The following is a 26,423-nucleotide window of genomic DNA, read 5'->3' as shown; positions in this document are numbered from 1 at the left end:
GAAACAGGGGGCCGGAACTTTTTCGGTTCGGTGAAAAACGGAAATGCTCCCGGGCGCGACGCCGATCTGATGGATCGCGACGCGTCATGGTCGCCAACCGGGGAGACGGCCACCGAAAAGCCTGAAACAATCTGCCGAGATAACCAGCAGACGTGATTCGACGATTCGACGCCGGAACCCCCTATGCTTGCAGCCTACAGACCGATCCTGTCCCTCTTGCGCGGTACGGCCTTTCTGCTTGCCGCCTCCGGCCTGCATGGCCTGCTTCTGCCGCTACGCGGACAGATGGAAGGCTTCTCCACCACATCGCTGGGCCTGATCGGCACCGCCTGGGCGGCCGGCTTCGTGCTCGGCTGCTACTTCGCCCCGCGCATCGTGCGGCGCGCCGGCCACGTGCGCGCCTTCGGCACCTTCGCCGCCTGCGCCGCCATCATCGCCCTGCTCACCGGCCTCATCATCAATGAAGCCGCATGGATCATCCTGCGCGCCTTCACCGGCTTCGTCATGGCCGGCGCCTTCATGGTCATCGAAAGCTGGCTGAACGAAAAATCCACCAACGAGAACCGCGGCGCCGTGTTCGGCCTCTATATGATGGTCACCTACGCCTCCATCATGGGCGGCCAGATGATCGTCGCCGCCGGCGACGTCGGTTCGGCCTCGCTGTTCATGATCACCGGCATCTTCTTCTGCCTTTCGCTGATCCCGACAGCGGTTTCCACCGCCTCGCACCCGGAGCCCTTGCGTGATGTGTCGCTCGACCTGAAAGGCCTCTACGCCAATTCCCCGGTGGCGGCGCTTGCCTGTCTCCTGATCGGCGTCGCCAACGGCGCATGGGGCACGCTGGGTGCGGTCTATGGCGCACGCATCGGCATATCGACGGCGCAGATCGCGCTGATGATGAGCCTTGTCGTGATCGCCGGCGCATTCATGCAGCTCCCGGCCGGCCGCCTTTCCGACCGCACCGACCGGCGCTACGTGCTGGTCGGCGCATCGATCGGGGCGGCCCTGTTCGCCCTGCTGATCTTCCTCGTTCAACCGCGTTCCGGGGCGGTCGTGCTGGCGATGGCCGCCGCCTATGGCGCTTTCGCCTATACGCTCTATTCGATCGCCGTCGCTCACGCCAACGACCACGCCAAGGCCGAGGAGTTCGTCAAGGTGGCCGGCGGACTGCTCATCCTCTACGGCTTCGGAACCATGATCGGGCCGATGCTGGCCGCCGGCATGATGGAGTGGTGGCGTCCCGAAAGCCTGCTCCTCACCACCGCGCTGGCCCACCTTGTCATCGCCGGCTACACCGCCCTGCGCATCCGGCAGCGGGCTCCGGTCCCGATCGAGGACCGGGAGGCTTTCACCACGCTGCCGGTCGAGCGGTCGATTACGCCGCAGTCGCTGACGCTCGATCCGCGCACAAAAAATGAAACCGATGGTTGAGAATTAGGCGCGTTTGACGCACTACTGGAGTCATGATGCTTGCTGATGCATTCATGGCGATCGCCGATCCCAACCGGCGTCATATTCTGGAGGAGCTTCGGCGTGGCCCCAAGACCGTCACCGAACTGGCGTCCGGCCTGCCGGTTTCAAGACCGGCGGTTTCCCAGCATTTGAAGGTGTTGCTCGATGCCGGGCTGGTCAGCGCGCAGGCGGAGGGCACCCGTCGCGTCTACAGCATCAGCAATACGGGTTTCGTGCAGCTCAACCTGTGGCTGGACCAGTTCTGGACCGTTTGAAGGCCTGTCGCCCGGAAAGCGCGACAGGCTTCAGGACAATGACATGCCGTTTGATACCACCGGCAATTTTTCCGGGTTGCAGAAATGAAAAGACCGCCCGAAGGCGGCCTTCAAACCTGCCGGCGATCCTGAAAGATCAGCCTTCCTTCGGCGTCAGCACCTGGCGACCGCGATACATGCCGGTCTTCAGGTCGACGTGATGGGGGCGACGCATTTCGCCCGAATTCTTGTCCTCGACATAGGTCGGCGCCTTGAGCGCATCGGCCGAACGGCGCATGCCGCGCTTGGACGGGGAGGTTTTTCGCTTCGGTACGGCCATGGATATGCTCCGCTCGTGTTCAACAACCCGCTTCGCCCTTGTGTAAGGGCCGCCTGCAGGGCCAAATTCCAGATGAAAGTGGCGTGCCTATACACGGCCTGCAGCGTTTTGGCCAGCGGGGTCCAGCAAGTTTTTTAGCTGCGCGCCGATTTGAGGCAACCGACATAGCTGCCCGCACGCGACGCACGCCGTTCTATCAGGTTGGCCAGCCGGCGCAAGCCGGGGCCGGGTTTGGCAGGGTTGCGCGCCTGCGGATTGGGCAGCGTGACGGCCAGCAGCGCCGCCTGCCGGCGCGTCAGCTTCGAGGCCGGCACGCCGAAATGATGCTGCGCCGCCGCTTCGATACCGTAGATGCCCGGCCCCCACTCCGCGATATTGAGATAGATTTCCATGATCCGCCGCTTGGGCGTCACCAGATCGAAATAGACCGCCAGCGGCAGTTCCACCACCTTGCGCGCCGTGGTGAAGGGTTTTTGCCAGAGATAGAGGTTTTTCACCGTCTGCATGGTGATCGTCGAGGCCCCGCGCGCGCCGCCGCCGGCCAGCGCGTCGTTGACCACGGCCCGCAACTCGCCGACGTCCACCCCATGGTGCGCGCAGAACTGCCCGTCCTCCGACATGATGACCGAATGGGCGAGCACCGGCGCGATGTCGTCCAGCCGCACCCAGCGGCGATCGTAGCCTGAGAAGGTGACCGCGTCCTTCAGCATCAGGGTGGAAACCGGGTGGACGAAGGACGGCAGGTAAAGCAGGGTCAGCACGACCGGCGCCAGCGCGAGGATCGCCGCAAGCCTCACGAGCGCGCGAAGCCTGCCCCTGCTTCTGCCCCTCGATCGCGAAGCCATGCCTTGTCCCCGGTGGACCAGCCCCTCGGTCTCCTGCTCTATGATCGGTTCCGACACCCGGCCGCTCCCGCCTGCTCCCTTCCCGCATAAAGGTGCTTGGCTGCTTGCGCAATGTCTGCGCGTCGGCTACCGCTCCCCAACATGGAAAACGATGCTCGAATTCGCTTCGAAACCCTGCTCGATGAACGGGCTCAGGCCATCGGGACGCTGCTGCGCGGCATACTCGACGGCAACCCGCTGGCGGGAGAAATCGTGCGCCCGGAGCGTCTGGTCGCCGCCATGCGCCATGGCGCGCTCAATGGCGGCAAGCGCCTGCGGCCCTTCCTCGTCATCGAAAGCGCGGCGCTGTTCGGCGCGAAACCTCGCCAGCAGGAAGCTTTGCGCGTCGCGGCGGCGCTGGAATGCGTGCATTGCTATTCTCTGATCCATGACGACCTGCCGGCGATGGACGACGACGACATGCGCCGTGGCCAGCCGACTGTGCACAAGGCTTTCGACGAGGCCACCGCCATTCTTGCAGGCGACGCCTTGCTGACGCTGGCCTTCGATATCCTGTCCGACGACCTTGGCGACAGCGGCCCGGCATCCGTGCCGCCGGCTGCGCGTCTGGCGCTCGTGCGCGGCCTTGCCCGCGCCTCGGGGCTCGGCGGCATGGTGGGCGGACAGATGCTCGACCTTTCCGCCGAGCGCGAAACGCCCGATGAAGCGGGGGTCATCCGTTTGCAGGCGATGAAGACCGGCGCGCTGTTTCGCTACGCCTGCGAGGCCGGCGCCATTGTGGCGGGCGCGCCCGAAGGCGACCGCGAAAGGCTGGCCGAATTCGGTTCGGCCATCGGGCTCGCCTTCCAGCTTGCCGACGACCTGCTCGACCTGACCGCGGACGCCAACCAGCTTGGCAAGGCGACCGGCAAGGACGCCGCCGCCGGCAAGGCTACCCTGGCCGCCCTGCACGGACCCGACTGGGCGCGCAGCCAGCTTCTCGGACTTGTGGAGCAGGCGTCGGCCCTGCTCGAACCCTATGGCGAACGTGCCGCAATCCTGAAACAGGCTGCACATTTCGTCGCCAGTCGCGACAAGTAGCCCGCGCTGCCCGGTCCGGAACGGATTGTTAATGATATATGGAGCGTAATCCCGGCATTTGATTGAGCCGGATCCCAAAGCCGGGGACGCTTTCGGGTCCGATGCTCTGAAATTGCGTAGAGGGCTGGGGACTGCGCATGCCGGAATATTCGTCGTTCGTCCGGTCCGTCCGGATAAGATACCTGTCCGGCCTTACAGTGCTGGCGCTTACGGTGATCGGCCTTGTGGCGGCCCTGAACCACATCAACACCTATCGCAACCGCGTCGACATGCTGAGCGCCCTCATCGCCAGTTTCGGCAGCAGCCTCGACAATGCCGCGAACTTCACTGAAAACGCCGCTTCCGCCTGGCGCACCACCACCAGCGACGAACTCACCGGTTCGGCCGGCCTGCACGCACGCAAGCTGCTGCAAGGCATCGAGGCGATCACCACAGATCTGGCGGAGCTCTCCCCCCGGATGACGCAAGGCACGACCGACGCGCTCGCCGCAGCCTCGGTCAATCGCGATCTCCTGTGGTCGGCGCGCGACATGGCCCGCAACCTGGCCCTCATGACGCAGGCGAAAAGCCTCGATGACTGGAACCATCGCGACGTCCTCAACCAGAACACCCTGTTTGCGCAGCCCCTGCTGATGCGCGCCCGCGTGGCGCTGGACGCCGAGCGCCGGCTGGCCGACGCCCGCTCCTCCAGCCTGCTGTTGTGGGGAACGGTGATCTTTGCGCTGACGCTGGCGGGTGTCACCTTCTGGATATTCAGGCCCATGGAAAAGGCGATCCAACGCGCCTTCGCCCGCACCGCTGAATCGCTCAAGCGCGCCGAGGCGGCCGATCGCGCCAAGTCCGAATTCCTGGCCAATATGAGCCATGAAATCCGGACCCCCATGAATGGCGTGCTCGGCATGGCCGAGCTGCTGGCCAACACGGACCTCACGCCGCGCCAGAAGACCTTCACCGACGTGATCGTCAAATCCGGCCATGCGCTGCTCACCATCATCAACGACATTCTGGATTTTTCGAAGATCAACGCCGGTCAGCTGACGTTGAATCCGGCCCCGTTCAGGCTGACCGAAGCGGTGGAGGACGTCGCCACGCTGGTCTCGGCCCGTGTCGCTGAAAAGAATCTTGAACTGATCGTGCGCGTCGACCCGCGTCTGCCGGCCTTCGTCGTCGGAGACGCCGGCCGCTTCCGCCAGATCGTCACCAACCTGCTTGGCAACGCCGTGAAGTTCACCGAAAAAGGCCATGTGCTGGTCGATGTCAGCGGCGAGGTGGTCGAAGGCGCGGCCATGCTCAAGGTCAGCGTCGAGGACACCGGCATCGGCATTCCCGCCGAGAAGCTGCAAAGCGTGTTTGAAAAGTTCGCACAGGTGGACGCCTCTTCCACCCGCCGCCATGAAGGCACGGGCCTCGGGCTCGCCATCGGCGCGCGGCTGGTGGAACTGATGGGCGGCGAGATGGGCGTCAGCAGCGAGATGGGACGCGGTTCGATCTTCTGGTTCAGCGCCCCGATGCCGGTTCACGACATGCATGTCGACGACGAGCGCGTCCCCGGCGACGTGACCGGCGCGCGCGTCCTGATCATCGATGACAATCCGGTCAACCGCGACATCCTGCTCGAACAGCTCCGAAGCTGGGGGTTCGACTGTGCGGCGGCCGAAAGCGGCGCCGTCGGCCTCGCCTTCCTGGAACGGGCCTGCCAGCTCGGCGCGTCCGTCGACTGCATCATTCTCGACTACCAGATGCCCGGCATGAACGGCGCTGACGTGGCCCGCGCGCTCGCCGGCGACAGCCGTCTCTCCACCATACCGGTCGTGCTGCTCACATCCGTCGATCAGGTGGATTTCGCCCGTCTGATCATCGACTACGGCATTGCCGCGCATCTGACGAAGCCGGCGCGCTCCGCAGTGCTGCTGGGCACCATCATCTCCACCATCCAGAAGGCGCGCCAGCATCCCGGCGCCACGCAATTCATTCGCCAGCCATTGCCGAAACCTCCCATACAGCGCCGCATCGAAACGCCCGTTCTCGCACCCGCCATGGCGAAGGAGGCTGCGAGCGGTTCGATCGACATTCTGATCGCAGAGGACAATGAGGTGAACCAGCTTGTGTTCAGCCAGATCCTCAACGGGCTTGGCCTCAGCTACCGCATCGCCTCAAACGGGCGCACGGCTCTGGACATGCACCGCGCGCTCAGCCCGCGCCTGATCCTGATGGACGTGTCGATGCCCGACATGAACGGCTTTGAAGCGACCCGCGCCATCCGGACCGCCGAAGCGCCGAGCGGCCGCCGCACGCCGATCATCGGCGTCACCGCGCATGCCCTGAAGGGGGATCGCGAAAAATGCCTCGATTCCGGCATGGACGACTATCTGCCGAAGCCCGTGTCTCCCGACCGGCTGGCGGCCAAGATCGGCAACTGGCTGGGCGAAACGCAGACGGCGAAAACGGCCTGACGCGCCGTCAGCGATTGCGCAGCACGACGCAGGAGCCGCCGGAACCGCGCAGCCTCTGGCAGATCGTATCGGCCTCGGAGCGGCTCTCGGCCCCTATGCGCACCGCATAGATGCCACGCCGCCCGCGTGGCGAGCGCACCCGGCTGACCACCGGCTCATGCCCTTCAAGCACGCCTGAATGGCGCGCCTGCAACCGTTGCCATTGCCGGATCACCGCCGCCCGGTTGAAACCGCCGGCCACCTGCACGCCCCATGGGCTGACCGGAACCGTCGCCATGGCGATGGTCGATGACGCCGAAACCGGCAGACGCCGGCAAGCCGGACCGAATCCGAGTTCGGAATGCAGCTTCTGCACCTTGCCGGCATAGCTCCTGTCCGAAAAAGCGTCAGCCGGCTCGCCCATGATGTCGAGCACGTAGTTTTCCGTTTCCAGCGGCAGGAAACCGCCGGTGGACAGCCAGCGCGCCACCCGGTTCTCGCCGGCGTTGTAGGCGGCGGCGGCAAGACCGAGATTGCCGAAATTCTCCTTCAGCTCGCCGAGATAGGCGGCCGAGGCGGGGATCGCCTGCTCGATGTCGAAGGAATCGGCCAGACCACGCAGCTTCGCCGTTCCGGGCATGAACTGGGCGATGCCCTCCGCGCCGACCGGGCTCACAGCGTTCGGGTCGAAGCGGCTTTCCTTCCAGATCAACCGGGCGAAGAAATCACGCGGCAGGCCGGCGCTGCCGGAATGAAACTCGATGAGGTCGCAGACCCGGTCGATCAGCCGCTCCCGCGCCGGCCGGGGCGGATCGGCGCGCGCGGCATTGCCCGTCAGCGCACAACAGATCAGGATGGCGATCAGCGGCGCGGGAAGGCGCATGGCGCTATTCGGCCGCCTTGGCCCTTGTTCCGACGCCGAAGCGGTTCTCGATATATTCGGTCACCATCTTTTCGAAATCGGCTGCGATATTGGGTCCACGCAAGGTCGCAGCCTTCTGTCCGTCGATGAACACCGGCGCTGACGGCGTCTCGCCCGTGCCCGGCAGCGAGATGCCGATATCGGCATGCTTGGATTCGCCCGGCCCGTTGACGATGCAGCCCATCACCGCAACCTTGAGCTGCTCCACGCCCGGATATCTGGTGCGCCAGACCGGCATGTTGCGGCGAATGTCTTCCTGGATGTTCTGGGCGAGCTCCTGGAACACGGTCGAGGTGGTGCGCCCGCATCCCGGACATGCCGCCACGATCGGCACGAACTGGCGGAAGCCCATGGTCTGGAGCAGTTCCTGCGACACCTGCACCTCGCGCGTGCGGTCGCCGCCGGGCTCCGGCGTCAGCGAAATGCGGATGGTGTCGCCGATGCCCTGCTGGAGCAGAATGCCCATGGAAGCCGAAGACGCGACGATGCCCTTTGAACCCATGCCGGCCTCGGTCAGACCAAGATGCAGCGCATGGTCGCAGCGCTTTGCCAGTTCCGCATAGACGGCGATCAGGTCCTGCACGCCGCTGACCTTGGCCGACAGGATGATGCGGTCGCGGCCGAGGCCGATCTCTTCCGCCATATGAGCCGACAGGATGGCCGACTGCACGATGGCTTCGCGCGTCACTTCCTGCGCCGTCATCGGAAAGCCGTTGTCCTGATTTTCGTTCATCAGCCGGGTGAGAAGCTCCTGATCGAGCGAGCCCCAGTTGACGCCGATGCGCACCGGCTTGTCGTAGCGGATCGCCATCTCGACGATGTCCGCGAACTGCTTGTCCTTCTTGTCCTTGAAACCGACATTGCCCGGATTGATGCGGTATTTCGCCAGCGCCTCGGCGCAGCCCGGATGATCGGCCAGAAGCTTGTGGCCGATATAATGGAAGTCGCCCACCAGCGGCACATCGACGCCAAGCCGGGCCAGCCGGTCGCGGATTTTCGGCACCGCCGCGGCGCTCTCGTCCCGGTCCACGGTGATGCGCACCAGTTCAGAACCGGCCCTGTGCAGGGCCGCCACCTGTGCGACGGTGCCGTCGATATCCGCGGTGTCGGTGTTGGTCATCGACTGCACCACCACGGGCGCGCCGCCGCCGACCATGACGCCGCCGACATCGACGCCCACCGAAGCGCGGCGCGGGAACGGAGAGGAATAGTACCCGGTCATGCCCGGTTGCCTCTGACATTATTCCTGGGCGCGGCGCGTCCCGCCGGACACGTCAGCAGCCCTGTTACATCAAACCTTGCGTACCGATACCGAAATGAAGGCGCATTCAAGGTCGGTCGGCGCGGGCCGGCCAACCCGGGAACGGGCGGACACGCAAAACTCAGCAATGAGGTGGAGGAGAGAGCCTCTCTTGTCAATGCCGCCAATGCGCCCGGCGGCAAATCCGGCGCTCAGCCGCCGCCTTTGACAGGCGTCGTCTTCGGCCCGGGAACGCCGCCCGAACGATCGGATTCAATAAAATCACAGGCTCCAGCCGGCGGCTTTGCGCCGCCGACGGCCGTTTGCCGAATTGCCCGCCTTCAGGCAGGCCGGATATCAGTGAGAGGTCGGCTGGGCCCTGAGTTTCTCAATCTCGTCCTTGATGGCCAGCTTGCGTCGCTTCAGATTCGCGATTTCCAGATCGTCCGTGGAAGGATGTTGCAGGGCTGAATCGATCTGCCGTTCGATATCGCTGTGTTTTCTCTGCAGTTCGTCAAGATGGGATGCAAGAGACATGATTGGTTCTCCCTTTCATGGTTTCCTCGACTGCAACCGCCACCGATGTTGCCGGCCCACATTTGTGACGGCTGGATGACACTGTGCCATCAACCGGGACGGTTGTCGAACGCATAAGCGTTGCATTTCACCTGGGACCAAAATGTGATATTGATTTGCCAGCGAGTGGTTTTTTTGGCCGCTCCCCGCCCGATCTGACCCCGCCGCGGCAGCGTTGCGGGCGTCGAAATTTGCATATGGTAGGTAATGTCCGAGCAGGAACAGGCCGAGATTCGACTCGAATTCGCGCGTTTGAAGCAGGACCACGCCGATTTCGACGCCGCCATAAACGCCATGGTGGCCACAGGCTGCGACCCCTTGCAGATCCAGCGCATGAAGAAGAAGAAGCTGGCCCTGAAGGACAGGCTCCGCTCTCTGGAAGACCGGATCATTCCCGACATCATCGCCTGAGCGGATCGCTTTGGCGGCGCGAGCCCCGGAACCGGCGCGGCCACGATGCAGCCTCTTCGAGCGCCGTTTCGTGCATGAAGACAAAGCAGGCAAGCATGGCCGCTCACGCGCCTGCCCTGTTCCGGGACAGGCTACCTGTCGGTGACGATCTTGACCTTGTCGCCCGCCGAAAGCGTAGTTCCCGGCCCAAGCGCGTTCAGCACCCTGAAGAGATCGAGCTTGCGGTCCACGCCCACCATCTGCGCCGCCAGCGTGCCCATGGTCTGGCCGGGCTTCACGGTCACGACCCGGATACGCAGCGGTTTCAGGGCGTCCCTCTCGGCTTGCGTCAGGATACGGAACGAGCCGCCCACCACGCGCGCCACACTGTCCAGCGACGTGCTGGCGGCCGGAGCCGCCGTGAGCAGCCGGTAGACCTGGCTGCCGGCCCGGATGACGGTGACATCGAACTGCCAGCCCTCGGCGCGCGCTCTGGCCGTAGCGGCCGGACTGCCGTTTATGGTCGTCTCGCGCACACTCGACGCATCGAGCCCGGCCACCCAGCCGCTGCGGATATAGTCGCCCAGAGAGCGATTGGGATCGAGCGAGACGCCGTCGAAGCGCACCGCCATGTCTCCGGGCCCCGTGGCCGTCACCGCGGTGGCGGAATTGTCGATCATGAAGCTGTCCGGCACCGAAAAGGAAATGCCGAGCTTCGGATGCAGGAAATTGTTGCCACGCACATAGCCCTCGTCGGGCGTGTCGCCGTAGAGCAGCCCGTCGATTCCGGCGAGATAGCTGTCGCGATCGCGCGTGCCGACGCCGGGCTGGCCGAACTGCCGCGCATGGCGCAGCGCCAGTTCAATACGCTGTGGCGTGTTCGGGTGCGTGGCGAGGAAGTCGAGGCTGGCGTCGGTGGCGCCGCTGACCGAGCGGAAATCCGTATAGGCCGACATGGATTGCAGGAAGCGGCTGGCGGCGAACGGATCGTAGCCCGCCTCGCCCACCGACTTGATGCCGATGACGTCGGCCTCCAGCTCCTGGTTGCGCGAGAACTGGGCGAGACGCAGCTTGCCGCGGATCAGCGCCGCCTTGGCGGTCGGGCTGTCGCCAAGCACGTCGGAGACGACCTTGGTGGCGAGTCCTTCTTCCGCCTCCAGCCGCTGGCGCTGCAATCCGTGATTGGCGGTGACATGGCCCATCTCATGCGCCACGACGGCCGCCAGCTCCGAGGAATCGTTGGCCAGCGCCAGCAGACCGCGGGTGATGTAGAGATAGCCACCCGGCAGCGCGAAGGCGTTGACATTGGGCGAATTGAGAATGGTGATGCGGTAGTTCTGGGTCGGATTGGCCGAAACCGTGGTCAGGCTGCCGATAACCTTGGCCACCATGCGCTCCAGCTTCGGGTCTGAATATTCGCCGCCATAGGTAGCCAGAATGCGCGGATGCTGGGCGCGCGCCAGTTCCGCCAGCTTGTTGTTGGCGGTGACATTATCCACCGTCACCGGCTTGGTGGAAGGCCGGAAAGCCGATTCCTGCATGTCCGGCGGCACGATGGCCTGACATGCCGCCAGCGCCACGGCGACACCAGCCAGCGCGAGCATTCGCGCCGGAGACAGCTTTCGGTCAGGCTTCAGGACGGACGACAGCTGGGCTTCCTTTCCTCATCTGCGGCATAACCGCTACCGTGCCCCGGACAGTTGCGAACAACGGCCACGATTCGACCGATCCCGCCATATTCCCTAATGTCGCATTGATGGCAAATTATGTCCGCATGCGGGCGATCGCTTCAGGAAGCGCCGATATAGCGCCGGAAAGCCTCCGGTCCACCCTCGCCGAAGAACTCCGCGACAGGCCCGCTGGCCGCCACCCGGCCCCCCTCGATGAAAACCATGTCGTGCGAGATGCGGCGCGCATCCTCCGGCTGATGGGTCACGAACAGCACCGTCAGGCCGCGCTCCTTCTGCAACGCGGCGACCAGATCCAGCATGTCCTCGCGCAGCGCCGGGCCCAGCGACGCAAAAGGCTCATCGAGCAGCAATACCGGCCGTTCGCGCACCAGCACCCGCGCCAGTGCAACCCGCTGCCTCTCGCCGCCGGACAATTCGCGCGGCAGGCGTTTTCCCTTGCCGCCAAGCCCGGTGCGCTCCAGCGCCCCGGCTACGGCCACGCGATCCGCATCGTTCAATCGCAGCGACGCCGAGCGGCCAAGCCCGACATTCTGCTCGACGGTGAGATGCGCGAACAGGTTGTTTTCCTGAAACACCATCGAAACGGGCCGCGCCGCCGGCAGGTCGGCGCTGACATCCCGGCCTCCGATCAGCACACGGCCGGAGGCCGGCATCTCGAAACCGGCGACGAGGTTGAGCAGGGTCGATTTGCCCGATCCGCTCGGCCCCATCACGGCGGTGATGCAGCCGGGCCGAAACGCCACGTCGAACTCGAACGCGGCCTCGCCATAGCTGAACCTCACCTTCTCCACCTGTACCCCGGCGACGGACGATGCGCTGCGGGTCATTGCTGCGTCTCCTTCGCGAGCCGCGTCGACAGGAACATCAGGGCGAGGCAGGCCAGCCCGAGAAGCAGCGCCAGTCCCGCCGCATCGGCAGTGCGGTAGCTGCCCATGCGCGCCAGAAGCAGATAGGGCAGCGTCTGCACGGCATCGGAACCGAACAGCGCGATCACGCCAAGGTCGCCCAGCGACAGCGCCATGGCGAATGCGGCCGCGGTGGCCAGCGGCCGCCGCAGCGAGGGCCAGTCGATCAGCCTGAGCCGGGCCCAGCCTACGATTCCCAACTGCGCGCACAGCCGCTCGTGGCGGGCGCTCGCCGCATCATAGGCCGGGCGAAGCGCTCTTATGGCGAAGGGCATCGCCATCACCGCATTGACGGTGACCACCAGCACCGGCGCGAAAGCGAACACATCTGCGACATGGCGCAGCAGGATGAACCAGCCCGCGCCGACGACGATCGGCGGCACCACAAGCACGAAGCCGGCTCCCGTATCGGTGGCGTATTCGAGCAGCGGGCGGCGCGCACCGGCGGGGCGCAGGGCGAGCGCGCGGCGCGCCATCACCAGCGCCATCGAAAGGGCGGCCGCCAGCAGCGCCGACGACAGCGCCAGCGCCAGACTGGTGAGCGCCGCGCGCTGCACCGCCGGCTCCAGAACGAGACGGCCAAGCTCGGCCTGCAAGCCCGCCGCCACCGTCGCGGCCATGGGGCCGGCGACGAACAGCAAGGCGAGCACGATCAATACGGCGTTGAGCGCCGCCTCCCCGGCTCCGACCGAGACGAAGCGGCGCGGCGCTACCGAAAGACTGGCCTCCGCCGTCGTATTGGCTCCCAGACGCGTCAGCGCGAAGACGATGGCCAGCGTCAGCGTCACCTGCAAGGTGGTCAGGGCCACGGCGCGGGCAGGGTCGAAATCGAAGCGCAACGCCTGATAGATCGCGACTTCCAGCGTGGTGGCGCGCGGTCCGCCGCCAAGCGTCAAAACGATGGTGAAGGATGTGACGCACAGCATGAACACCAGCCCGGCCACGCCCGGCAGCGCCTGACGCAGCACCGGCCATTCGATCAGCCTGAAGCCGGCCCGCGCCCCCATGCCGAGCTGGCTCGCCAGCCGCCACTGGTCCGTTGGAACCGTCTGCAAGGCTTCCACGAACAGCCGCACGCTGAGCGGCAGGTTGAAGAACACATGCGCGACGAGGATGCCGGAAAGCCCGTAAACGCCCGGCCATTCATCGCCGCCGAGCGTGGAGAACAGCCCGGCGAAATAACCGGCGCGCCCGTAGAGCGCCAGAACGCCGAGGGCCGCGACAAGAGCCGGCAGCGCCAGCGGCACGGCGAAGAGTTGCAGGATCAGGCCGCGCCCCGGAAAATGCGGGTGCCGCGCCAGCGCACGCGCCACGAACAACGCTGGCGCCACGGAGAGCAGCGTCGACAGCAGCGCCTGCCACAGCGTGAAACGCGCCACCCTCAGCATATAGGGATCGAAGGCGGCGACCGCGCCGGAGAGGTCGCGCACGCCTTCGGCCACCAGACCGGCGAAGGCGCCGCCGATCAGCAGCGAAATCGCCGCCAGCGCCACGATGCCGGCGGCGATGCGCAGGTCGCTTTGTGCGGAAACTCTCCCGGCGGCCAATTTGTCTTACCTGCCCATGACCGCCAGCCACTCATCCACCCAGGCCTTGCGGTTGTCGGCCACCTCCTGCGGGCTGAACTGCAAGGTTTTGGTCGGCTTCACGAGCTTGTCGAAGGCCGGGTCGAGCGGCTTGTCGGTCTTGCCGGCCGGGTACATCCACTGGGTTTCCGGCACCGAATCCTGAAAGCCCGGCCCGGTCATGAAGGCGAGGAATTTCTCGGCCAGCGGGTTCTTCGCCCCGGCAATGGTGATGCCGGCCACCTCGACCTGGAGATAATGCCCTTCCGCGAAGGGGGCGGCCTGATAACGCTCCGACTTGTCGGCGATCATGTGATAGGCTGGCGAGGTGGTGTAGGACAGCACCATCGGCGCTTCGCCCTTCGTGAACAGCCCATAGGCCTCGCTCCAGCCGGGCGTCACCGTCAGCACGCGGCCTTTCAGCTTCTCCCACGCCGCGCCCGCCTCCTCGCCATAGACCGAACGCACCCACAGCAACAGGCCGAGGCCCGGCGTCGAGGTGCGCGGGTCCTGAATGACGATCTTCTGCTTCTGGTCCCCCTCGACCAGCTCCTTGAGGCTCGACGGCGGCTCGGGCAGCTTTTCGGTGTCATAGACCACGGCGAAATAACCGTAGTCGTAAGGCACGAACATGTCGTCGTTCCAGCCGCCCGGAACGTTCGCTTCCGGCGTTGCGCCATGGGCCACGAACAGTCCCGTGCCCCACGCCTCTGCTGTGAGGTTTGTGTCGAGCCCGAGCACGATGTCGGCCTTCGTGGACGCGCCTTCCAGCTTCAGCCGGTTGAGCAGGGCCACGCCGTCAGCCACGGAGACGAAATCGACCTCGCAGCCGCATTCGGCCTCGAAATTCTTCTTCACCTGCGGGCCGGGGCCCCAGTCGGCGGTGAAGCTGTCATAGGTGTAGATGGTGAGCTTGCCTTGCGCCGAAGCGGGCGCGACGGCGAACAGCGCGGCGACAGAGAGGACGGATAGAAGCAATGTGCGCATCGGCGCCTCCTTGGTTTCGTGGTCAGGGGGTCGAGGCGCCGGATGTCCGACAGCTTCTAATCCCTCCGCCGGTACAAGCCGGATCAGGTTCGGCGGGTTGGCCTGAGCCTCTCAGCCGGGCCGCGAAGAACGCGTCCGGCACCCCGTTAGAGCATATCCAGAAATAGGGCCCCCGACGGCGGGAAGCAAGAGAGGCGGCGCTCTTCCGTTCCATTGAAGGGACTGCTAATGCCCCTCCCATGAGCCGATACACAATTCTTCTCGGCGGCGAGCTTGTCCGCACGCCCGCCCTTGAGCGCCAGATCGCCGGAACGCGAATCATCGCCGCCGATTCCGGCATTGGCCACGCCGAGGCCCTCGACATTGTGCCGGAGCTTTGGGTTGGCGATTTCGATTCCGCTCCCCAGATGCTGCCGGAGCGTCTGAAAGCTGTGCCAAAGCGGGAATTCCCCTCGGACAAGGACCGCACCGACGGTGAGCTGGCGGTGGACATCGCGCTCGAACAGGGGGCGAGCGCGCTTGTGCTGGCCGGTGCGTTCGGCGGCGCGCGCGCCGACCACAGTTTCCTGCACATGACGCTGGCGCTGCGGCTGGCCGAGATGGGGATCGACGTGATTCTGACCAGCGGCGCGCAGGAGGGCCGGCCGCTGCCGCACGCACCGGTGGAATTCGATTATGCCGAGGGCACGCTGTTTTCGGTTCTCGGTTTTTCGGAGCTGGCCGGGCTGACCGTGACCGGCGCGAAATGGCCGCTCGACGCCGTCACCGTGCCGTTCGGCTCGTCGCTGACCATGTCGAACGAAGTTTTGAAGTCGAACGCAACTGGCGGGCGGCTTCGTATCGACCTTGCGCGGGGCCGCGCCCTGCTGGTCGCCCATCCGCTTACCGGAAAGGACGGCTGACATGGCCCCGCCGCTTCTCAATCTTGCCGGCATCCGCCTCACCTTCGGCGGCACGCCGCTGCTCGACGGCGCGGACCTTACTGTCGGCCCCGGCGACCGCATCGCGCTGGTCGGCCGCAACGGCTCCGGCAAGTCGACGCTGCTGAAGATCGCCGCCGGGCTCGCCGAGGCGCAGGACGGCGAGATTTTCCGCCAGCCCAGCGCCACCATCCGCTATTTGGCGCAGGCTCCCGACATGGAAGGCTTCGCCACGGTGCGCACCTATGTCGAGGCGGGGCTGGGACCTGCCGACGACCCTTATCGCGCCACCTATCTGCTCGAACATCTCGGGCTTACCGGTGAAGAATCCCCGGCGGAGCTGTCCGGCGGCGAGGCGCGCCGCGCCGCGCTCGCCCGCGTCATGGCCCCGGAGCCCGACATATTGCTGCTCGACGAGCCGACCAACCATCTCGACCTCAACGTCATCGAATGGCTGGAGGAAGAGCTGATCCGCTCCTCCTCGGCGCTGGTGGTCATCTCGCACGACCGCCGCTTTCTCGAACGCGTGTCACGCGCCACCGTCTGGCTGGATCGCGGCCAGACACGCCGTCTCGACCGAAGCTTCGCCAATTTCGAGGAATGGCGCGACCAGATCCTGGAGGAGGAGGAGCGCGACCAGCACAAGCTCGGCCGCCAGATCGCGCGCGAGGAGCACTGGCTGCGCTATGGCGTGACCGCCCGGCGCAAGCGCAATGTGCGCCGTCTCGGTGAATTGCAGACGCTGCGCCAGCGCCACCGTAGCCACAGGGGCGTGGAAGGCGCGGCCACCATGGTGGCGAGCGACGCCGCCGAATCCGGGAAACTGGTGATCGAGGCAAAATCGATCTCCAGGAGCTTTGGCGATCTGGTCGTGGTCCGGGACTTCTCGACCCGCATCCAGCGCGGCGACCGCATCGGCCTTGTCGGGCCCAACGGCGCGGGAAAGACCACGCTGCTGAAGATGCTGACCGGCGAGCTTGCGCCCGACACCGGCAGCGTGCGCCTCGGCGTCAATCTGGAGATCGCCACCCTCGACCAGAAGCGCGAGGCGGCCGACCCCAATGAAACGCTGGCGCACTATCTCACCGACGGGCGCGGCGAGAGCCTGGTCGTCAATGGCGAGCAGCGCCATGTCGTCTCCTACATGAAGGACTTCCTGTTCAAGCCGGAACAGGCGCGCACGCCGGTGCGCGAGCTTTCGGGCGGCGAGCGCGCGCGCCTGTTGCTGGCGCGCGTGCTCTCGCGCCCGGCCAACCTGCTGGTTCTGGACGAGCCGACCAACGATCTCGACATGGAGACGCTGGAACTGTTGCAGGAGCTCGTGGCGGGTTTTGCCGGCACGGTCATCCTCGTCAGCCACGACCGCGACTTCCTCGACCGCACCGTGACCAGCGTGATCGTCCCCGACGGTGACGGACGCTGGATCGAATATGCCGGCGGCTATTCCGACATGCTTTCCCAGCGTGGCGCTTCGAAACTGGACGATCGCAAGCTGCGCACCCGCACCGAGGACACGCCCGCCGCGAAAACGCAGGAACCGACGAAAACCGCGTCGAAAAAGCTCTCTTACAAGCAGAAATTCGCGCTTGAAAATCTCCCGAAAAAGATCGGGACGGTAACCGAGGCGATCAACCGGCTTGAGGACCAGATCGCCGATCCGGGTTTCTACGACCGCGACCCCATCGGCTTCCAGAAGACCATCGCCGCCCTCGACAAGGAGCGGGCGGCGCTGGCCGCAATGGAAGAGGAATGGCTGGAGCTGGAGATGCTGCGCGAGGAACTCGAAGGGTAGAGCATTTCCCAGCAAAAGTGTGCAGCGGTTTTGCGTTCGGAAATACGGCTAAAACAAAGAGATGGAACGGTTCTGCCGATTCTGTGGAAGCCCTACCGGCGACCGACCGCCGGGCTCGCCAACCTCCGTATCGCCCGCCATGGCCGTCCGTCGATGGCTGCGAGGCCAAGGCCGATCAGCGCCATGCCGGCCAGATGGCGCGGCGTCAACACTTCGTCCAGAAACAGGAACCCCAGCAGAATGGCGCTGACCGGCACCAGGAAGGTGACCAGCGCCAGATTGCTGGCCCCGGCCGAAGCCAGCAGCCGGAAGAACAGCACATAGGCAAGCGCTGTCGACAACACCGCCAGACCCGCCACCGCGCCGAGCGCGGCGGGACCGGGCATCGACAGCTCCCACGGCCGGTCGACCAGCAGCATCACCGGAACCAGCAGAACGCTGGCCGCCGCCACCTGCCCTGTCGCCGTCACCAGCGGCGGCACGCCCATGGCGCGGAAGCGCCGTCCGTAGATGCTGGCCAGCGCATAGGAAACGGTGGCCGACAGGCACATGAGCTGCGCCGTGACATGGCTGCCGAGCGCCTGCACGGCGTCGAGCCCGACCATCACGGCGACTCCGAAAAAACCGATCAGGACGCCGATGAGACGGTTGCCCGTCATCTTCTCGTCCGCCGTCAGGAAATGGGCGAACAGCACGGTGAACAGCGGCGTGGCGGCGTTGAGGATCGAGGCGACGCCCGAGGCGATGTGCTGCTGGCCGCCGACGATCAGCGAAAACGGAATGGCGTTGTTGAGGAGGCCAATGCCGAAGAACGCGGCCCATATGCGCCGGTCCGAGGGCAGTTTCAGCCCCATGATCCGGAGCAGGCCGAGCATCAGCACCGCCGCCAGGGCGACCCGCCCGACGACCACCGTGAAAACCGGCAGCTCCTTCACCCCGACGGCATTGAAGAAGAAAGAACCGCCCCACAGGATCGACAGGAAAACCAGCGTGGCCCATTCGGCCGTCGTCATCGGACGGTTGGTCACGGTTTCATTCGACATCGCTCACCTCACCGCGGTGACAATGCCGCACATCGCCGCCGCCCTCGACCCGATTCCTGACGCAATCGATGCTATTTGCGGCTATTTCCGGCAAAGGCCGCGCTGACGCCAAGCCCGATGAACAGCGCGCCGCTGACATAGCGCTCGAAGCGCAGATAGGCGCGGCTTTGCCGCAGCCGGTCGCCCAGCGCGCCCGCCGCGAAGGCATAGCACCCGTCGCTGACAAAACCGAGCAGGGTGAACACCAGCCCCAGAAAGGCGATCTGCATGGCCACATGCCCACGCTCCACCTCAATGAACTGCGGCAGGAAGGCGAGGAAGAACAAGGCGGTCTTGGGATTGAGCAGATTGACGACGAAGCCGTCGCGGAAAAGGCGGCGATAGCTGTGCGGCTTCATCTTCATGTCCGGACCGGCCTCCGCGTCGCGGCCGAAAATCTTCTTCAGGCCCAGCCAGATCAGATAGGCCGCGCCCGCATATTTCACGATCGAGAACGCAATCGCCGACGAGGCGAGCAGGGCGGAGAGGCCAAGCGCTGCGGCGGCCACATGGATCAGCGTCGCGGAGTGGATGCCGAGGTCGGAGACCATGCCCGCCTTGCGGCCCTGGGCGACGGAACGTGCGACGATGTAGAGAACGGCAGGGCCGGGAATGATGAGCAGAACGACGGCCGCGGTGATGAACACCGCAAGATTGGCGAAACTCGGAACAACGATCTCCATGACACCCCTTCCCGGCCGACTCGCGGGCGAAGCCATGCAGGCCGCCCCATAAAGGACACTCTGACACCTTGATAGGGCATCGGAGCAATCCGAAAAGCCGCATACACTTTTCGGTTTGACGCTCAGAGCAGCGGGCGTTCTGACAAACACACCCACGCTGATCCAGCTTCGTTTCCTTGGCCGCATTTGTGCATCGTCAGACGATTCCGTCTGACTGCAAAATGCTCTAGCCTGCGGTCTTCGCCTGCCAGGCCTTGATCGCCTCATCGAACACCTTGCCGCCCGGAATGCCCTTTTCCATGGTGAGCAGGGCGCGGCGGCCCGATTTGTAGATCACCGGAACGTCGATCCATTCCTGATTGCGCAACAGCGACAGGTTGGCGTCCTCGTCGGCCTTGGTGTCGTTGAGCGCGACGAGGAAATAGCCGTCGGCGATCTTGGCGGGGATGCCGATCAGCGGACTGCCCGCATCCTGCTCGGCAGCCTTCAGCGCGATGCGCAGCAGGCCGTCGATACCGCCGCCCTCGAAGCCGCTCGGCGTCAGGAAGATCATCTCGATGATGTGGCTGGCCGGCAGCGTCTCGTCAGCGTTGCGGCGGATGGTCATGCGAAGCTGCACGTCCTTGCCGGGAACCTGCACCTCGCCGCGGATGGCGGGCTCGGGCGGCTCGTCGCCGCCAGGCGATTCCTGCACCAGCGACCACACCACGTTTCCGGCCTCGGCCGAACCCTGAGCCACATTGGTGCGCTCTTCGTAGTAGATCGCCTTCTGGCCGACGGCGACGCCGGGCTGCGTGCTTTCACCCTGCTGGGGAGCAGACGGCGATCCCGGTGCGGCAGGCTGGCCCGCGTCGGGGGCGGAAGACGGCGGCGGCGTGGTCAGCGCCACGACGGACGACCCTTCGCCGATGCTGCTGCCACCGCCGGCAGGGCCGGGATCGACCTCGTTGCCATCGGGCAGCAGGCGCTGCGTGAATTTGTCGGATGTCTCGCCGCCATTGCCGGCAGGAAGCGGCGCGGGTGGGGGAGGCTCGGCCGACGTCGTTTCCTCGCTCGGCGGCGGCACTTTCACAGGCTTGACGACGACCGGCTTCGGCTCGCCGCTGTCGCCTGCGAACATATCGCCGATGGCGTCCTTGTTGAGCCACGCCGCATATCCGCCGCCCGCCAGCACCGCCAGCGCGACGACGGCCGCTATCAGGCCCTTGCGGCTGCGGCGCTCGGTCTCGTCGTCCTCATCGGACTCCATTTCCGGCCGCCGCTCGATGCGGGGCGCGCCCTGGGCTTGAAACTCCGGCGGGTGGTCGAAAATATCGTCGGCATCGTCCCGCGCGGGGCTGCCGCCCGCCAGCGGACGATCGAAGCCGGATGGGGAAGCGGCAGGTTCCGCCCGTCCCGCCGGAACTGCGGCTTCCGGATCGGGCTCCCTGGAGAGCGCCTTGGGGGGCTCCGGCGTCGGTGGCGGCTGCGGGGCCGGCGCTACCGGCTTTTCCGCCGCCGGCGGCGCGACGATCCGTTCCTGCTCCTTGGGCGCAGGTTCCGATCCCGAAGCTACGGGAGGCGCTATCGGTGCGGAAACGGTGGGGGCCGCATGTGTCGTCTGGTTCTTGTTGCGGTCGATTGAGGAGAACAGGTTCTCCAGTTCCGCCAGCGGATCGACCTCCACGGGAGGGGGCGGCGGCGCATATTCGCGCTCCACCGCGGCGATGGCGTCCTCAAGCATCTTCTTCTGACGCTCAGCCACCGCCGCCGGCGGCTGCGGATCGAGCGCGGCCAGCTTGGCGGCAATGGTCGAACGGGCCTTGTCATAGACCCTGGTGCGTATTTCAGGCGTGGTTTCGCCGAGCCCGCCGAGCGTCTTTTTCAGAACCGCAACGAAATCTGCCATGCTTCTGTTCGACCTGTCCTTTCGCCGGCGGCGCGGGGCTCACGGGCCCGCCTCGCCGAACGGGCATAGTTAGTCCTGAAACGGGTCCGTCACAAGTATCGTATCGTCCCGCTCCGGGCTGGTGGAGAGCATCGCCACCGGCGCGCCGATCAGTTCCTCGATGTGGCGCACATATTTAACGGCCTGTGCCGGCAGCTCGTTCCAGCTGCGCGCGCCGGCGGTGGTTTCCTTCCAGCCCTCCAGCGTCTCGTAGACCGGCTGCACACGCGCCTGCGCACCCTGGCTGGCCGGCAGATAGTCGATCTTCTCGCCATCGAGCATGTAGCCGGTGCAGACCTTGATCTCGTCGAGACCGTCGAGCACGTCGAGCTTGGTGAGCGCGATGCCCTTGATGCCGTTGACGGCCACCGCCTGGCGCACCAGCACGGCGTCGAACCAGCCGCAGCGGCGCTTGCGCCCCGTCACCGTGCCGAATTCATGACCGCGCGTGCCGAGGAACTGGCCGATCTCATTGTCCTGCTCGGTCGGGAACGGACCTTCGCCGACGCGGGTGGTGTAGGCCTTGGTGATGCCCAGCACATAGCTCAGCGCGCCCGGCCCGATGCCGGATCCCGCCGCAGCCTGCCCAGCCACCGTGTTGGAGGAGGTGACGAACGGATAGGTGCCGTGATCGATGTCGAGCAGCGTGCCCTGCGCGCCCTCGAACAGGATGCGCTCGCCGGCCTTGCGGCTGTCGTCCAGCACCTTCCACACCCGGTCCATATAGGGCAGGACATCGCCGGCGATGGAGGTCAGCTCCTGCATGATCGTCTCATGCGCCACTTCCTCGTGGCCGAGGCCCTTGCGCAACGCGTTGTGATGCGTCAGCAAACGATCCACCTTGGCCGGCAGCGTATCCAGATCCGCCAAATCCATCACCCTGACGCCGCGGCGACCGACCTTGTCCTCATAGGCAGGACCGATGCCGCGCCGGGTCGTCCCGATCTTCGTTCCGGAATTGGAGGCCGCATCCTCGCGGAAACCATCCAGCTCCCTGTGCAGGGACAGAATAAGCGCGGTGTTTTCGGCAATTTTCAGGTTGTCCGGATTTATTTCCACGCCCTGTCCGCGCAGCTTGGCCACTTCGGCCACGAATGCGTGCGGATCGAAGACCACGCCATTGCCGATGATCGACAGCTTGTTGCGCACCACGCCCGAGGGCAGCAGCGACAGTTTATAGACGTTCCCGTCCACGACAAGCGTATGCCCGGCATTGTGCCCGCCCTGGAAACGCACCACCACATCGGCGCGCTCCGACAGCCAGTCCACGATCTTGCCCTTGCCTTCGTCGCCCCACTGCGAGCCGACGACCACCACATTGGCCATGTCTTCTTCCTTCCATCGGGCCGCAGCCGAGCGCGCCCGCAAAAACGACAGGCCTCTATAGCGTCCCCAAACGCCGCGCGCGACCTTTGTTTGCCTTTTCAAGGCGCGGGCGACACAACAATTTTGGCTTGGAGACGATTTATCTGGCATGAAGCGGCATGACAACTTCCCGAATGCACCCGCATCCAGCTTGCATGGCCCTGCCTCGATGAAACAGAACCCCTATATCCTGCTCGCCGCAGCAACGCTGTTCTGGGCCGGCAACTCCGTGGCGGGCAAGATGGCGGCCGGCCACGTCTCGCCGATGTTCCTCAACGCCATCCGCTGGGGCGTGGTCCTAGCCATCCTCGGCCTTGCCGGACGCCGCGAGATCGTGATCGACTGGCCGGTCATCCGGCAGCGCAAATGGTATCTTCTGGCCATGGGCGCGATCGGCTTCACCATGTTCAGCGCCGCCCTCTACAGCGCCCTGCTCTATACCTCGGCGACCAACGCCAGCATCGAGCAGGGCGGCATCCCGCTGCTGGTCTTCATGTTCAGCTATCTGCTCTACGGCGCCCGCACCACCCTCGCGCAACTTGGCGGCTTCGTCTTGTCATTCGTGGGCATCATCCTCACCGCGACGCAGGGCGAACCGGTCCGGCTGCTGCAACTGGACGTCAATTTCGGCGATGCGCTGATGATCGTCGCCATCCTCACCTACGGCTTCTACACCGCCGCCCTGCGGCGCAAGCCGCAGCTTCACTGGATGAGCCTGATGGTGGCGCTGTGCGCCGGCGCTTTCATCAGCGCCCTGCCGCTTCTGTGGGCGGAAGCGGCGGCGGGCGGGCTGATCCTGCCCGATGCGACCGGCTGGGCGATCATCGCCTATGTCGTGCTGTTCCCGTCCCTGCTGTCGCAGATCACCTATATTCGTGGCGTGGAGCTGATCGGCGCCAACCGCGCCGGCCTGTTCATCAATCTGCTGCCGATCTGGGGAGCGTTCCTGGCGGTGGTCATCCTCGGCGAGGAGTTCCGGACCTATCACGCCATCGCCCTGCTGCTGGTGCTTTCAGGCGTGCTTATCGCCGAATATGACGGACGCCGCAGGGCGGCGTCACCCTCCTGAATGAAGGAGCGGCCGGGGAAATCCCCGGCCGCAATCTTTTCACAGGCCGTTGACGTCGAACCGCAAACGCTTGGCCGAGTCGATGGCCTGATGGGAGCGGACCTCCGCCAGCACGTTCTCCGGGAACGGCCCATCCAGATAGAGCAGCGCGATGGCGTCTCCGCCGGGCCGGTTGCGGCCGAGCGCGAAGTTGGCGATATTGACGTCATGGGTGCCGCAAAGCGTGCCGAGCAGGCCGATAATGCCCGGTGCGTCGGCATTGGTCGTGTAGAGCATGTGCTGGCCAACCTCGGCGTCGAGATTGATGCCCTTGATCTGGATGAAACGCGGCTTGCCGTCGGAGAAGCAGGTGCCCGCTATCGAGCGCTCCATGTGCTCGGTCTTCACCGTCAGCCTGATATAGCCGTCGAATACGCCCGACTTGTCCCGCTTGACCTCGGCCACGATGATGCCGCGCTCCTTCACCATGATCGGAGCCGAAACCATGTTGACGTCGGCCACCTGCGGGCGGATCAGCCCGGCGAGCGCCGCGCTGATCAGCGCCCTGGTGTTCATCTGGGCGGTGGAGCCGTCGAACAGGATCTCGACTTCCTTGATCGGGTCTTCCGTCACCTGCCCGACAAATGCGCCCAGAACCTCGGCGAGCTTGACAAACGGCTTGAGCCGCGGCGCTTCCTCGGCGGTGATGGAAGGCATGTTGATGGCGTTGGAGACCGCGCCCTTGATGAGGTAGTCCGACATCTGTTCGGCAACCTGCAGGGCGACGTTTTCCTGCGCTTCCGACGTCGATGCGCCCAGATGCGGCGTGCAGACCACATTCTCCATGCCGAAAAGCTCGTTTTCCGTCGCTGGCTCGACCTCGAACACGTCGATGCCGGCGCCCGCCACCTTGCCGCTCTTCAGCGCGGCGATGAGGTCGGCCTCGACGACCAGGCCGCCCCGCGCGCAGTTGATGATGCGTACGCCGGTCTTCATCCTGGCGATGGACTCGGCGTTGATGATGTTGCGCGTCTTTTCGGTCAGCGGCGTGTGCAGGGTGATGAAATCGGCGCGGGCGAGCAGATCGTCCAGTTCCACCTTCTCCACGCCCAGTTCCTCGGCGCGGCTTTCCGACAGGAACGGATCGAAAGCCACGACATGCATTTTAAGGCCGACGGCGCGGGTCGCCACGATCGAGCCGATATTGCCGGCGCCGATGATGCCCAGCGTCTTGCCGGTGATCTCGACGCCCATGAAGCGGTTCTTCTCCCATTTGCCGGCGTGCGTGGAGACATTGGCCTCCGGAAGCTGGCGGGCGACGGCGAACATCAGCGCGATGGCGTGCTCGGCGGTGGTGATGGAGTTGCCGAAAGGCGTGTTCATCACGATGATGCCGCGGCGCGAGGCGGCCGGGATATCGACATTGTCGACGCCGATGCCGGCGCGGCCGACGACCTTGAGATTGGTCGCTGCGGCGATCAGCTTTTCCGTCACCTTGGTGGCGGAGCGGATCGCAAGGCCATCATACTGGCCAATGACTTCAAGCAGCTTTTCCTTGTCCTTGCCGAGATCGGGCAGGTAATCGACCTCGACGCCGCGATCCTTGAATATCTGGACAGCGGTGGGAGAAAGTTTATCGGAAACGAGTACGCGGGGCGCCATCATGGCCTCCTTCGTCAAACAGATCTGGAAATCAATCGTGAGGGGAACGGACCGTCGCCAGGCGGCGGCCCGGTATCGCGATCAGGCGGCGGCCTTGAGCGTCGCCTTCTGCTGGGCGAAGGCCCAGTCGAGCCAGGGCGTCAGCGCCTCGAGATCGGATGTCTCGACGGTCGCGCCGCACCAGATGCGCAGGCCGGGCGGGGCGTCGCGGTAGTGACCGATGTCGTGGGCCACGCCCTGCTTGTCGAGAACCGAAACGAGCCCCTTGGCGAAGGTCGCCTGACCATCGGCATCCAGAGCGGCGATGTCGGGATCGATAATCGACAGGCATACGGAGGTGTTCGAGCGCGTCGCCGGATCGACGGCCAGATGGCCGAGCCAGCCGGACGTCGCGACGAAGCGGTCGATAACCGCGAAATTTGCGTCGGCGCGGGCGACTAGCGCATCCAGCCCGCCGATCTCTTTCGCCCAGCGCAGCGCATCGAGATAATCCTCGACCGCCAGCATGGAGGGCGTGTTGATGGTCTCGCCCTTGAAGATGCCCTCGATCAGCTTGCCGCCCTTGGTCATGCGGAAGATCTTCGGCAGCGGCCATGCCGGCGCATAGCTCTCCAGCCGTTCGACGGCGCGGGGCGACAGGATCAGCATGCCATGCGCGCCCTCGCCGCCCAGCACCTTCTGCCAGGAGAAGGTGACCACATCGAGCTTCGCAAAGTCGAGGCGTTGCGCGAAGGCCGCCGAGGTGGCGTCGCAGATGGTGAGGCCCTGCCGGTCGGCGGGGACGAAGTCGCCATTCGGCACGCGCACGCCGGAGGTAGTGCCGTTCCAGGTGAAGACGACATCGCGATCGAAGTCGATCGACGCAAGGTCGGGCAGCTCGCCATAGGGCGCCTCGACCTTGCGCACATCGGGCAGCTTGAGCTGCTTGACCACATCCGTCACCCAGCCGGCGCCGAAGGATTCCCAGGCGACCATGTCGACGCCACGCGGGCCGAGCAGCGACCATAGCGCCATCTCGACCGCGCCGGTGTCGGAAGCGGGCACGATGCCGATGCGGTAATCGGCCGGAACCTGCAGAATTTCACGGGTGAGATCGATGGCCTCGGCCAGCTTGTTCTTGCCAAGCTTTGCGCGGTGCGAGCGCCCGAGCGCGGCATCGGCAAGCGCTTCGAGCGACCAACCGGGACGCTTCGCGCAGGGACCAGAAGAAAAACGGGGATTGGCCGGACGCTTGTCCGGCAAAGGCAGTGCAGTCATCGTGGTCT

The 26,423-nt window shown here is 65.3% G+C and carries 23 protein-coding genes and 1 riboswitch; of the genes, 8 read left to right on the top strand and 15 right to left on the bottom strand.

Going from position 1 to position 26,423, the window contains the following annotated elements; translation table 11 throughout:
• The first annotated feature begins 183 nt into the window (after positions 1–183).
• Both ABID44_RS09285 and ABID44_RS09280 read left to right on the top strand, forming a co-directional pair.
• Positions 184–1,431 (top strand): MFS transporter, encoded by a 1,248-nt coding sequence (locus ABID44_RS09285; RefSeq protein WP_354151422.1) that lies wholly within the window; start codon positions 184–186, stop codon positions 1,429–1,431.
• A gap of 32 nt (positions 1,432–1,463) precedes the next feature.
• Positions 1,464–1,727, top strand: coding sequence for an ArsR/SmtB family transcription factor (locus tag ABID44_RS09280; RefSeq protein WP_354151421.1), 264 nt, complete (start codon positions 1,464–1,466; stop codon positions 1,725–1,727).
• A 136-nt stretch (positions 1,728–1,863) separates the two neighbouring features.
• Here ABID44_RS09280 and rpmF read toward each other — a convergent pair whose 3' ends face one another.
• Positions 1,864–2,046: a 50S ribosomal protein L32 gene (gene rpmF, locus ABID44_RS09275; protein WP_035021965.1), complete on the bottom strand. Its 183-nt coding sequence runs from the start codon at positions 2,044–2,046 to the stop codon at positions 1,864–1,866.
• Positions 2,047–2,180: 134 nt separating this feature from the next.
• Positions 2,181–2,948 carry a biosynthetic peptidoglycan transglycosylase gene (locus tag ABID44_RS09270; protein WP_378226577.1) on the bottom strand — a complete coding sequence of 256 codons (768 nt, stop codon included), beginning with the start codon at positions 2,946–2,948 and terminating at the stop codon, positions 2,181–2,183.
• 84 nt (positions 2,949–3,032) lie between these two features.
• Here ABID44_RS09270 and ABID44_RS09265 point away from each other — a divergent pair, with 84 nt between their 5' ends.
• Positions 3,033–3,971 carry a polyprenyl synthetase family protein gene (locus ABID44_RS09265; protein WP_354151420.1) on the top strand — a complete coding sequence of 313 codons (939 nt, stop codon included), beginning with the start codon at positions 3,033–3,035 and terminating at the stop codon, positions 3,969–3,971.
• A 137-nt stretch (positions 3,972–4,108) separates the two neighbouring features.
• Entirely contained in the window at positions 4,109–6,424 is a 2,316-nt protein-coding gene (locus ABID44_RS09260) for a response regulator (protein ID WP_354151419.1), read from the top strand.
• A gap of 7 nt (positions 6,425–6,431) precedes the next feature.
• On the opposite strand, the gene ABID44_RS09255 is transcribed toward ABID44_RS09260, so the two are convergent.
• The 3 genes from ABID44_RS09255 to ABID44_RS09245 all read right to left on the bottom strand — a co-directional run bounded on the left by ABID44_RS09255 (position 6,432) and on the right by ABID44_RS09245 (position 9,102).
• On the bottom strand, positions 6,432–7,286 hold the full coding sequence (locus ABID44_RS09255; RefSeq protein ID WP_354151418.1) for a lytic transglycosylase domain-containing protein: 855 nt from the start codon (positions 7,284–7,286) through the stop codon (positions 6,432–6,434).
• Between the two features lie 4 nt (positions 7,287–7,290).
• Entirely contained in the window at positions 7,291–8,547 is a 1,257-nt protein-coding gene (ispG, locus tag ABID44_RS09250) for a flavodoxin-dependent (E)-4-hydroxy-3-methylbut-2-enyl-diphosphate synthase (RefSeq protein WP_354151417.1), read from the bottom strand.
• Positions 8,548–8,922: 375 nt separating this feature from the next.
• Positions 8,923–9,102 (bottom strand): YdcH family protein, encoded by a 180-nt coding sequence (locus ABID44_RS09245; protein ID WP_354151416.1) that lies wholly within the window; start codon positions 9,100–9,102, stop codon positions 8,923–8,925.
• 246 nt (positions 9,103–9,348) lie between these two features.
• On the opposite strand from ABID44_RS09245, the gene ABID44_RS09240 reads away from it, so the two are divergent.
• Positions 9,349–9,552, top strand: coding sequence for a YdcH family protein (locus ABID44_RS09240; protein WP_354151415.1), 204 nt, complete (start codon positions 9,349–9,351; stop codon positions 9,550–9,552).
• 131 nt (positions 9,553–9,683) lie between these two features.
• Here ABID44_RS09240 and ABID44_RS09235 read toward each other — a convergent pair whose 3' ends face one another.
• The 4 genes from ABID44_RS09235 to thiB all read right to left on the bottom strand — a co-directional run bounded on the left by ABID44_RS09235 (position 9,684) and on the right by thiB (position 14,679).
• On the bottom strand, positions 9,684–11,135 hold the full coding sequence (locus ABID44_RS09235) for a M48 family metalloprotease (protein ID WP_354151414.1): 1,452 nt from the start codon (positions 11,133–11,135) through the stop codon (positions 9,684–9,686).
• A 185-nt stretch (positions 11,136–11,320) separates the two neighbouring features.
• On the bottom strand, positions 11,321–12,049 hold the full coding sequence (gene thiQ / locus ABID44_RS09230) for a thiamine ABC transporter ATP-binding protein (protein ID WP_354151413.1): 729 nt from the start codon (positions 12,047–12,049) through the stop codon (positions 11,321–11,323).
• Complete coding sequence (gene thiP, locus ABID44_RS09225; RefSeq protein WP_354151412.1) at positions 12,046–13,674, bottom strand: thiamine/thiamine pyrophosphate ABC transporter permease; 1,629 nt, start codon at positions 13,672–13,674, stop codon at positions 12,046–12,048. The genes thiQ and thiP overlap by 4 nt, the downstream gene beginning before the upstream one ends.
• Positions 13,675–13,680: 6 nt before the next feature.
• Positions 13,681–14,679 (bottom strand): thiamine ABC transporter substrate binding subunit, encoded by a 999-nt coding sequence (gene thiB / locus ABID44_RS09220; RefSeq protein WP_354151411.1) that lies wholly within the window; start codon positions 14,677–14,679, stop codon positions 13,681–13,683.
• 43 nt (positions 14,680–14,722) lie between these two features.
• Positions 14,723–14,835, bottom strand: a riboswitch (TPP riboswitch).
• An 83-nt stretch (positions 14,836–14,918) separates the two neighbouring features.
• On the opposite strand from thiB, the gene ABID44_RS09215 reads away from it, so the two are divergent.
• Both ABID44_RS09215 and ABID44_RS09210 read left to right on the top strand, forming a co-directional pair.
• Positions 14,919–15,581, top strand: coding sequence for a thiamine diphosphokinase (locus ABID44_RS09215; RefSeq protein WP_354151410.1), 663 nt, complete (start codon positions 14,919–14,921; stop codon positions 15,579–15,581).
• Between the two features lies 1 nt (position 15,582).
• Positions 15,583–17,391: an ABC-F family ATP-binding cassette domain-containing protein gene (locus ABID44_RS09210; RefSeq protein ID WP_354151409.1), complete on the top strand. Its 1,809-nt coding sequence runs from the start codon at positions 15,583–15,585 to the stop codon at positions 17,389–17,391.
• Between the two features lie 92 nt (positions 17,392–17,483).
• Here the strand turns inward: ABID44_RS09210 and ABID44_RS09205 are convergent, their stop codons facing one another.
• From ABID44_RS09205 to ABID44_RS09190, 4 genes are all read right to left on the bottom strand, one after another.
• The gene (locus ABID44_RS09205) at positions 17,484–18,434 is read right to left on the bottom strand and encodes a DMT family transporter (RefSeq protein ID WP_354151408.1); all 951 of its coding nucleotides are present in this window, start codon (positions 18,432–18,434) and stop codon (positions 17,484–17,486) included.
• Between the two features lie 71 nt (positions 18,435–18,505).
• Positions 18,506–19,156: a LysE family translocator gene (locus ABID44_RS09200; RefSeq protein ID WP_354151407.1), complete on the bottom strand. Its 651-nt coding sequence runs from the start codon at positions 19,154–19,156 to the stop codon at positions 18,506–18,508.
• A 226-nt stretch (positions 19,157–19,382) separates the two neighbouring features.
• On the bottom strand, positions 19,383–21,044 hold the full coding sequence (locus ABID44_RS09195) for a hypothetical protein (protein ID WP_354151406.1): 1,662 nt from the start codon (positions 21,042–21,044) through the stop codon (positions 19,383–19,385).
• Between the two features lie 69 nt (positions 21,045–21,113).
• Positions 21,114–22,409: an adenylosuccinate synthase gene (locus tag ABID44_RS09190; protein ID WP_354151405.1), complete on the bottom strand. Its 1,296-nt coding sequence runs from the start codon at positions 22,407–22,409 to the stop codon at positions 21,114–21,116.
• A gap of 208 nt (positions 22,410–22,617) precedes the next feature.
• Between ABID44_RS09190 and ABID44_RS09185 the strand changes: the two genes are divergently transcribed.
• Positions 22,618–23,517, top strand: a complete 900-nt coding sequence (locus ABID44_RS09185) for a DMT family transporter (RefSeq protein WP_354151404.1) — start codon at positions 22,618–22,620, stop codon at positions 23,515–23,517.
• A gap of 39 nt (positions 23,518–23,556) precedes the next feature.
• On the opposite strand, the gene serA is transcribed toward ABID44_RS09185, so the two are convergent.
• Positions 23,557–25,158, bottom strand: a complete 1,602-nt coding sequence (gene serA / locus ABID44_RS09180; RefSeq protein WP_354151403.1) for a phosphoglycerate dehydrogenase — start codon at positions 25,156–25,158, stop codon at positions 23,557–23,559.
• Between the two features lie 81 nt (positions 25,159–25,239).
• Positions 25,240–26,415: a phosphoserine transaminase gene (locus ABID44_RS09175; RefSeq protein ID WP_354151402.1), complete on the bottom strand. Its 1,176-nt coding sequence runs from the start codon at positions 26,413–26,415 to the stop codon at positions 25,240–25,242.
• Positions 26,416–26,423 lie beyond the last annotated feature (8 nt).

This window comes from Aquamicrobium ahrensii, from assembly GCF_040545755.1.
GTDB classification, from domain to species: Bacteria; Pseudomonadota; Alphaproteobacteria; order Rhizobiales; family Rhizobiaceae; genus Mesorhizobium; species Mesorhizobium ahrensii.
Note: the sequence above shows the minus strand (reverse complement) of the source record. Positions and strands in the feature narration are given on the sequence as shown.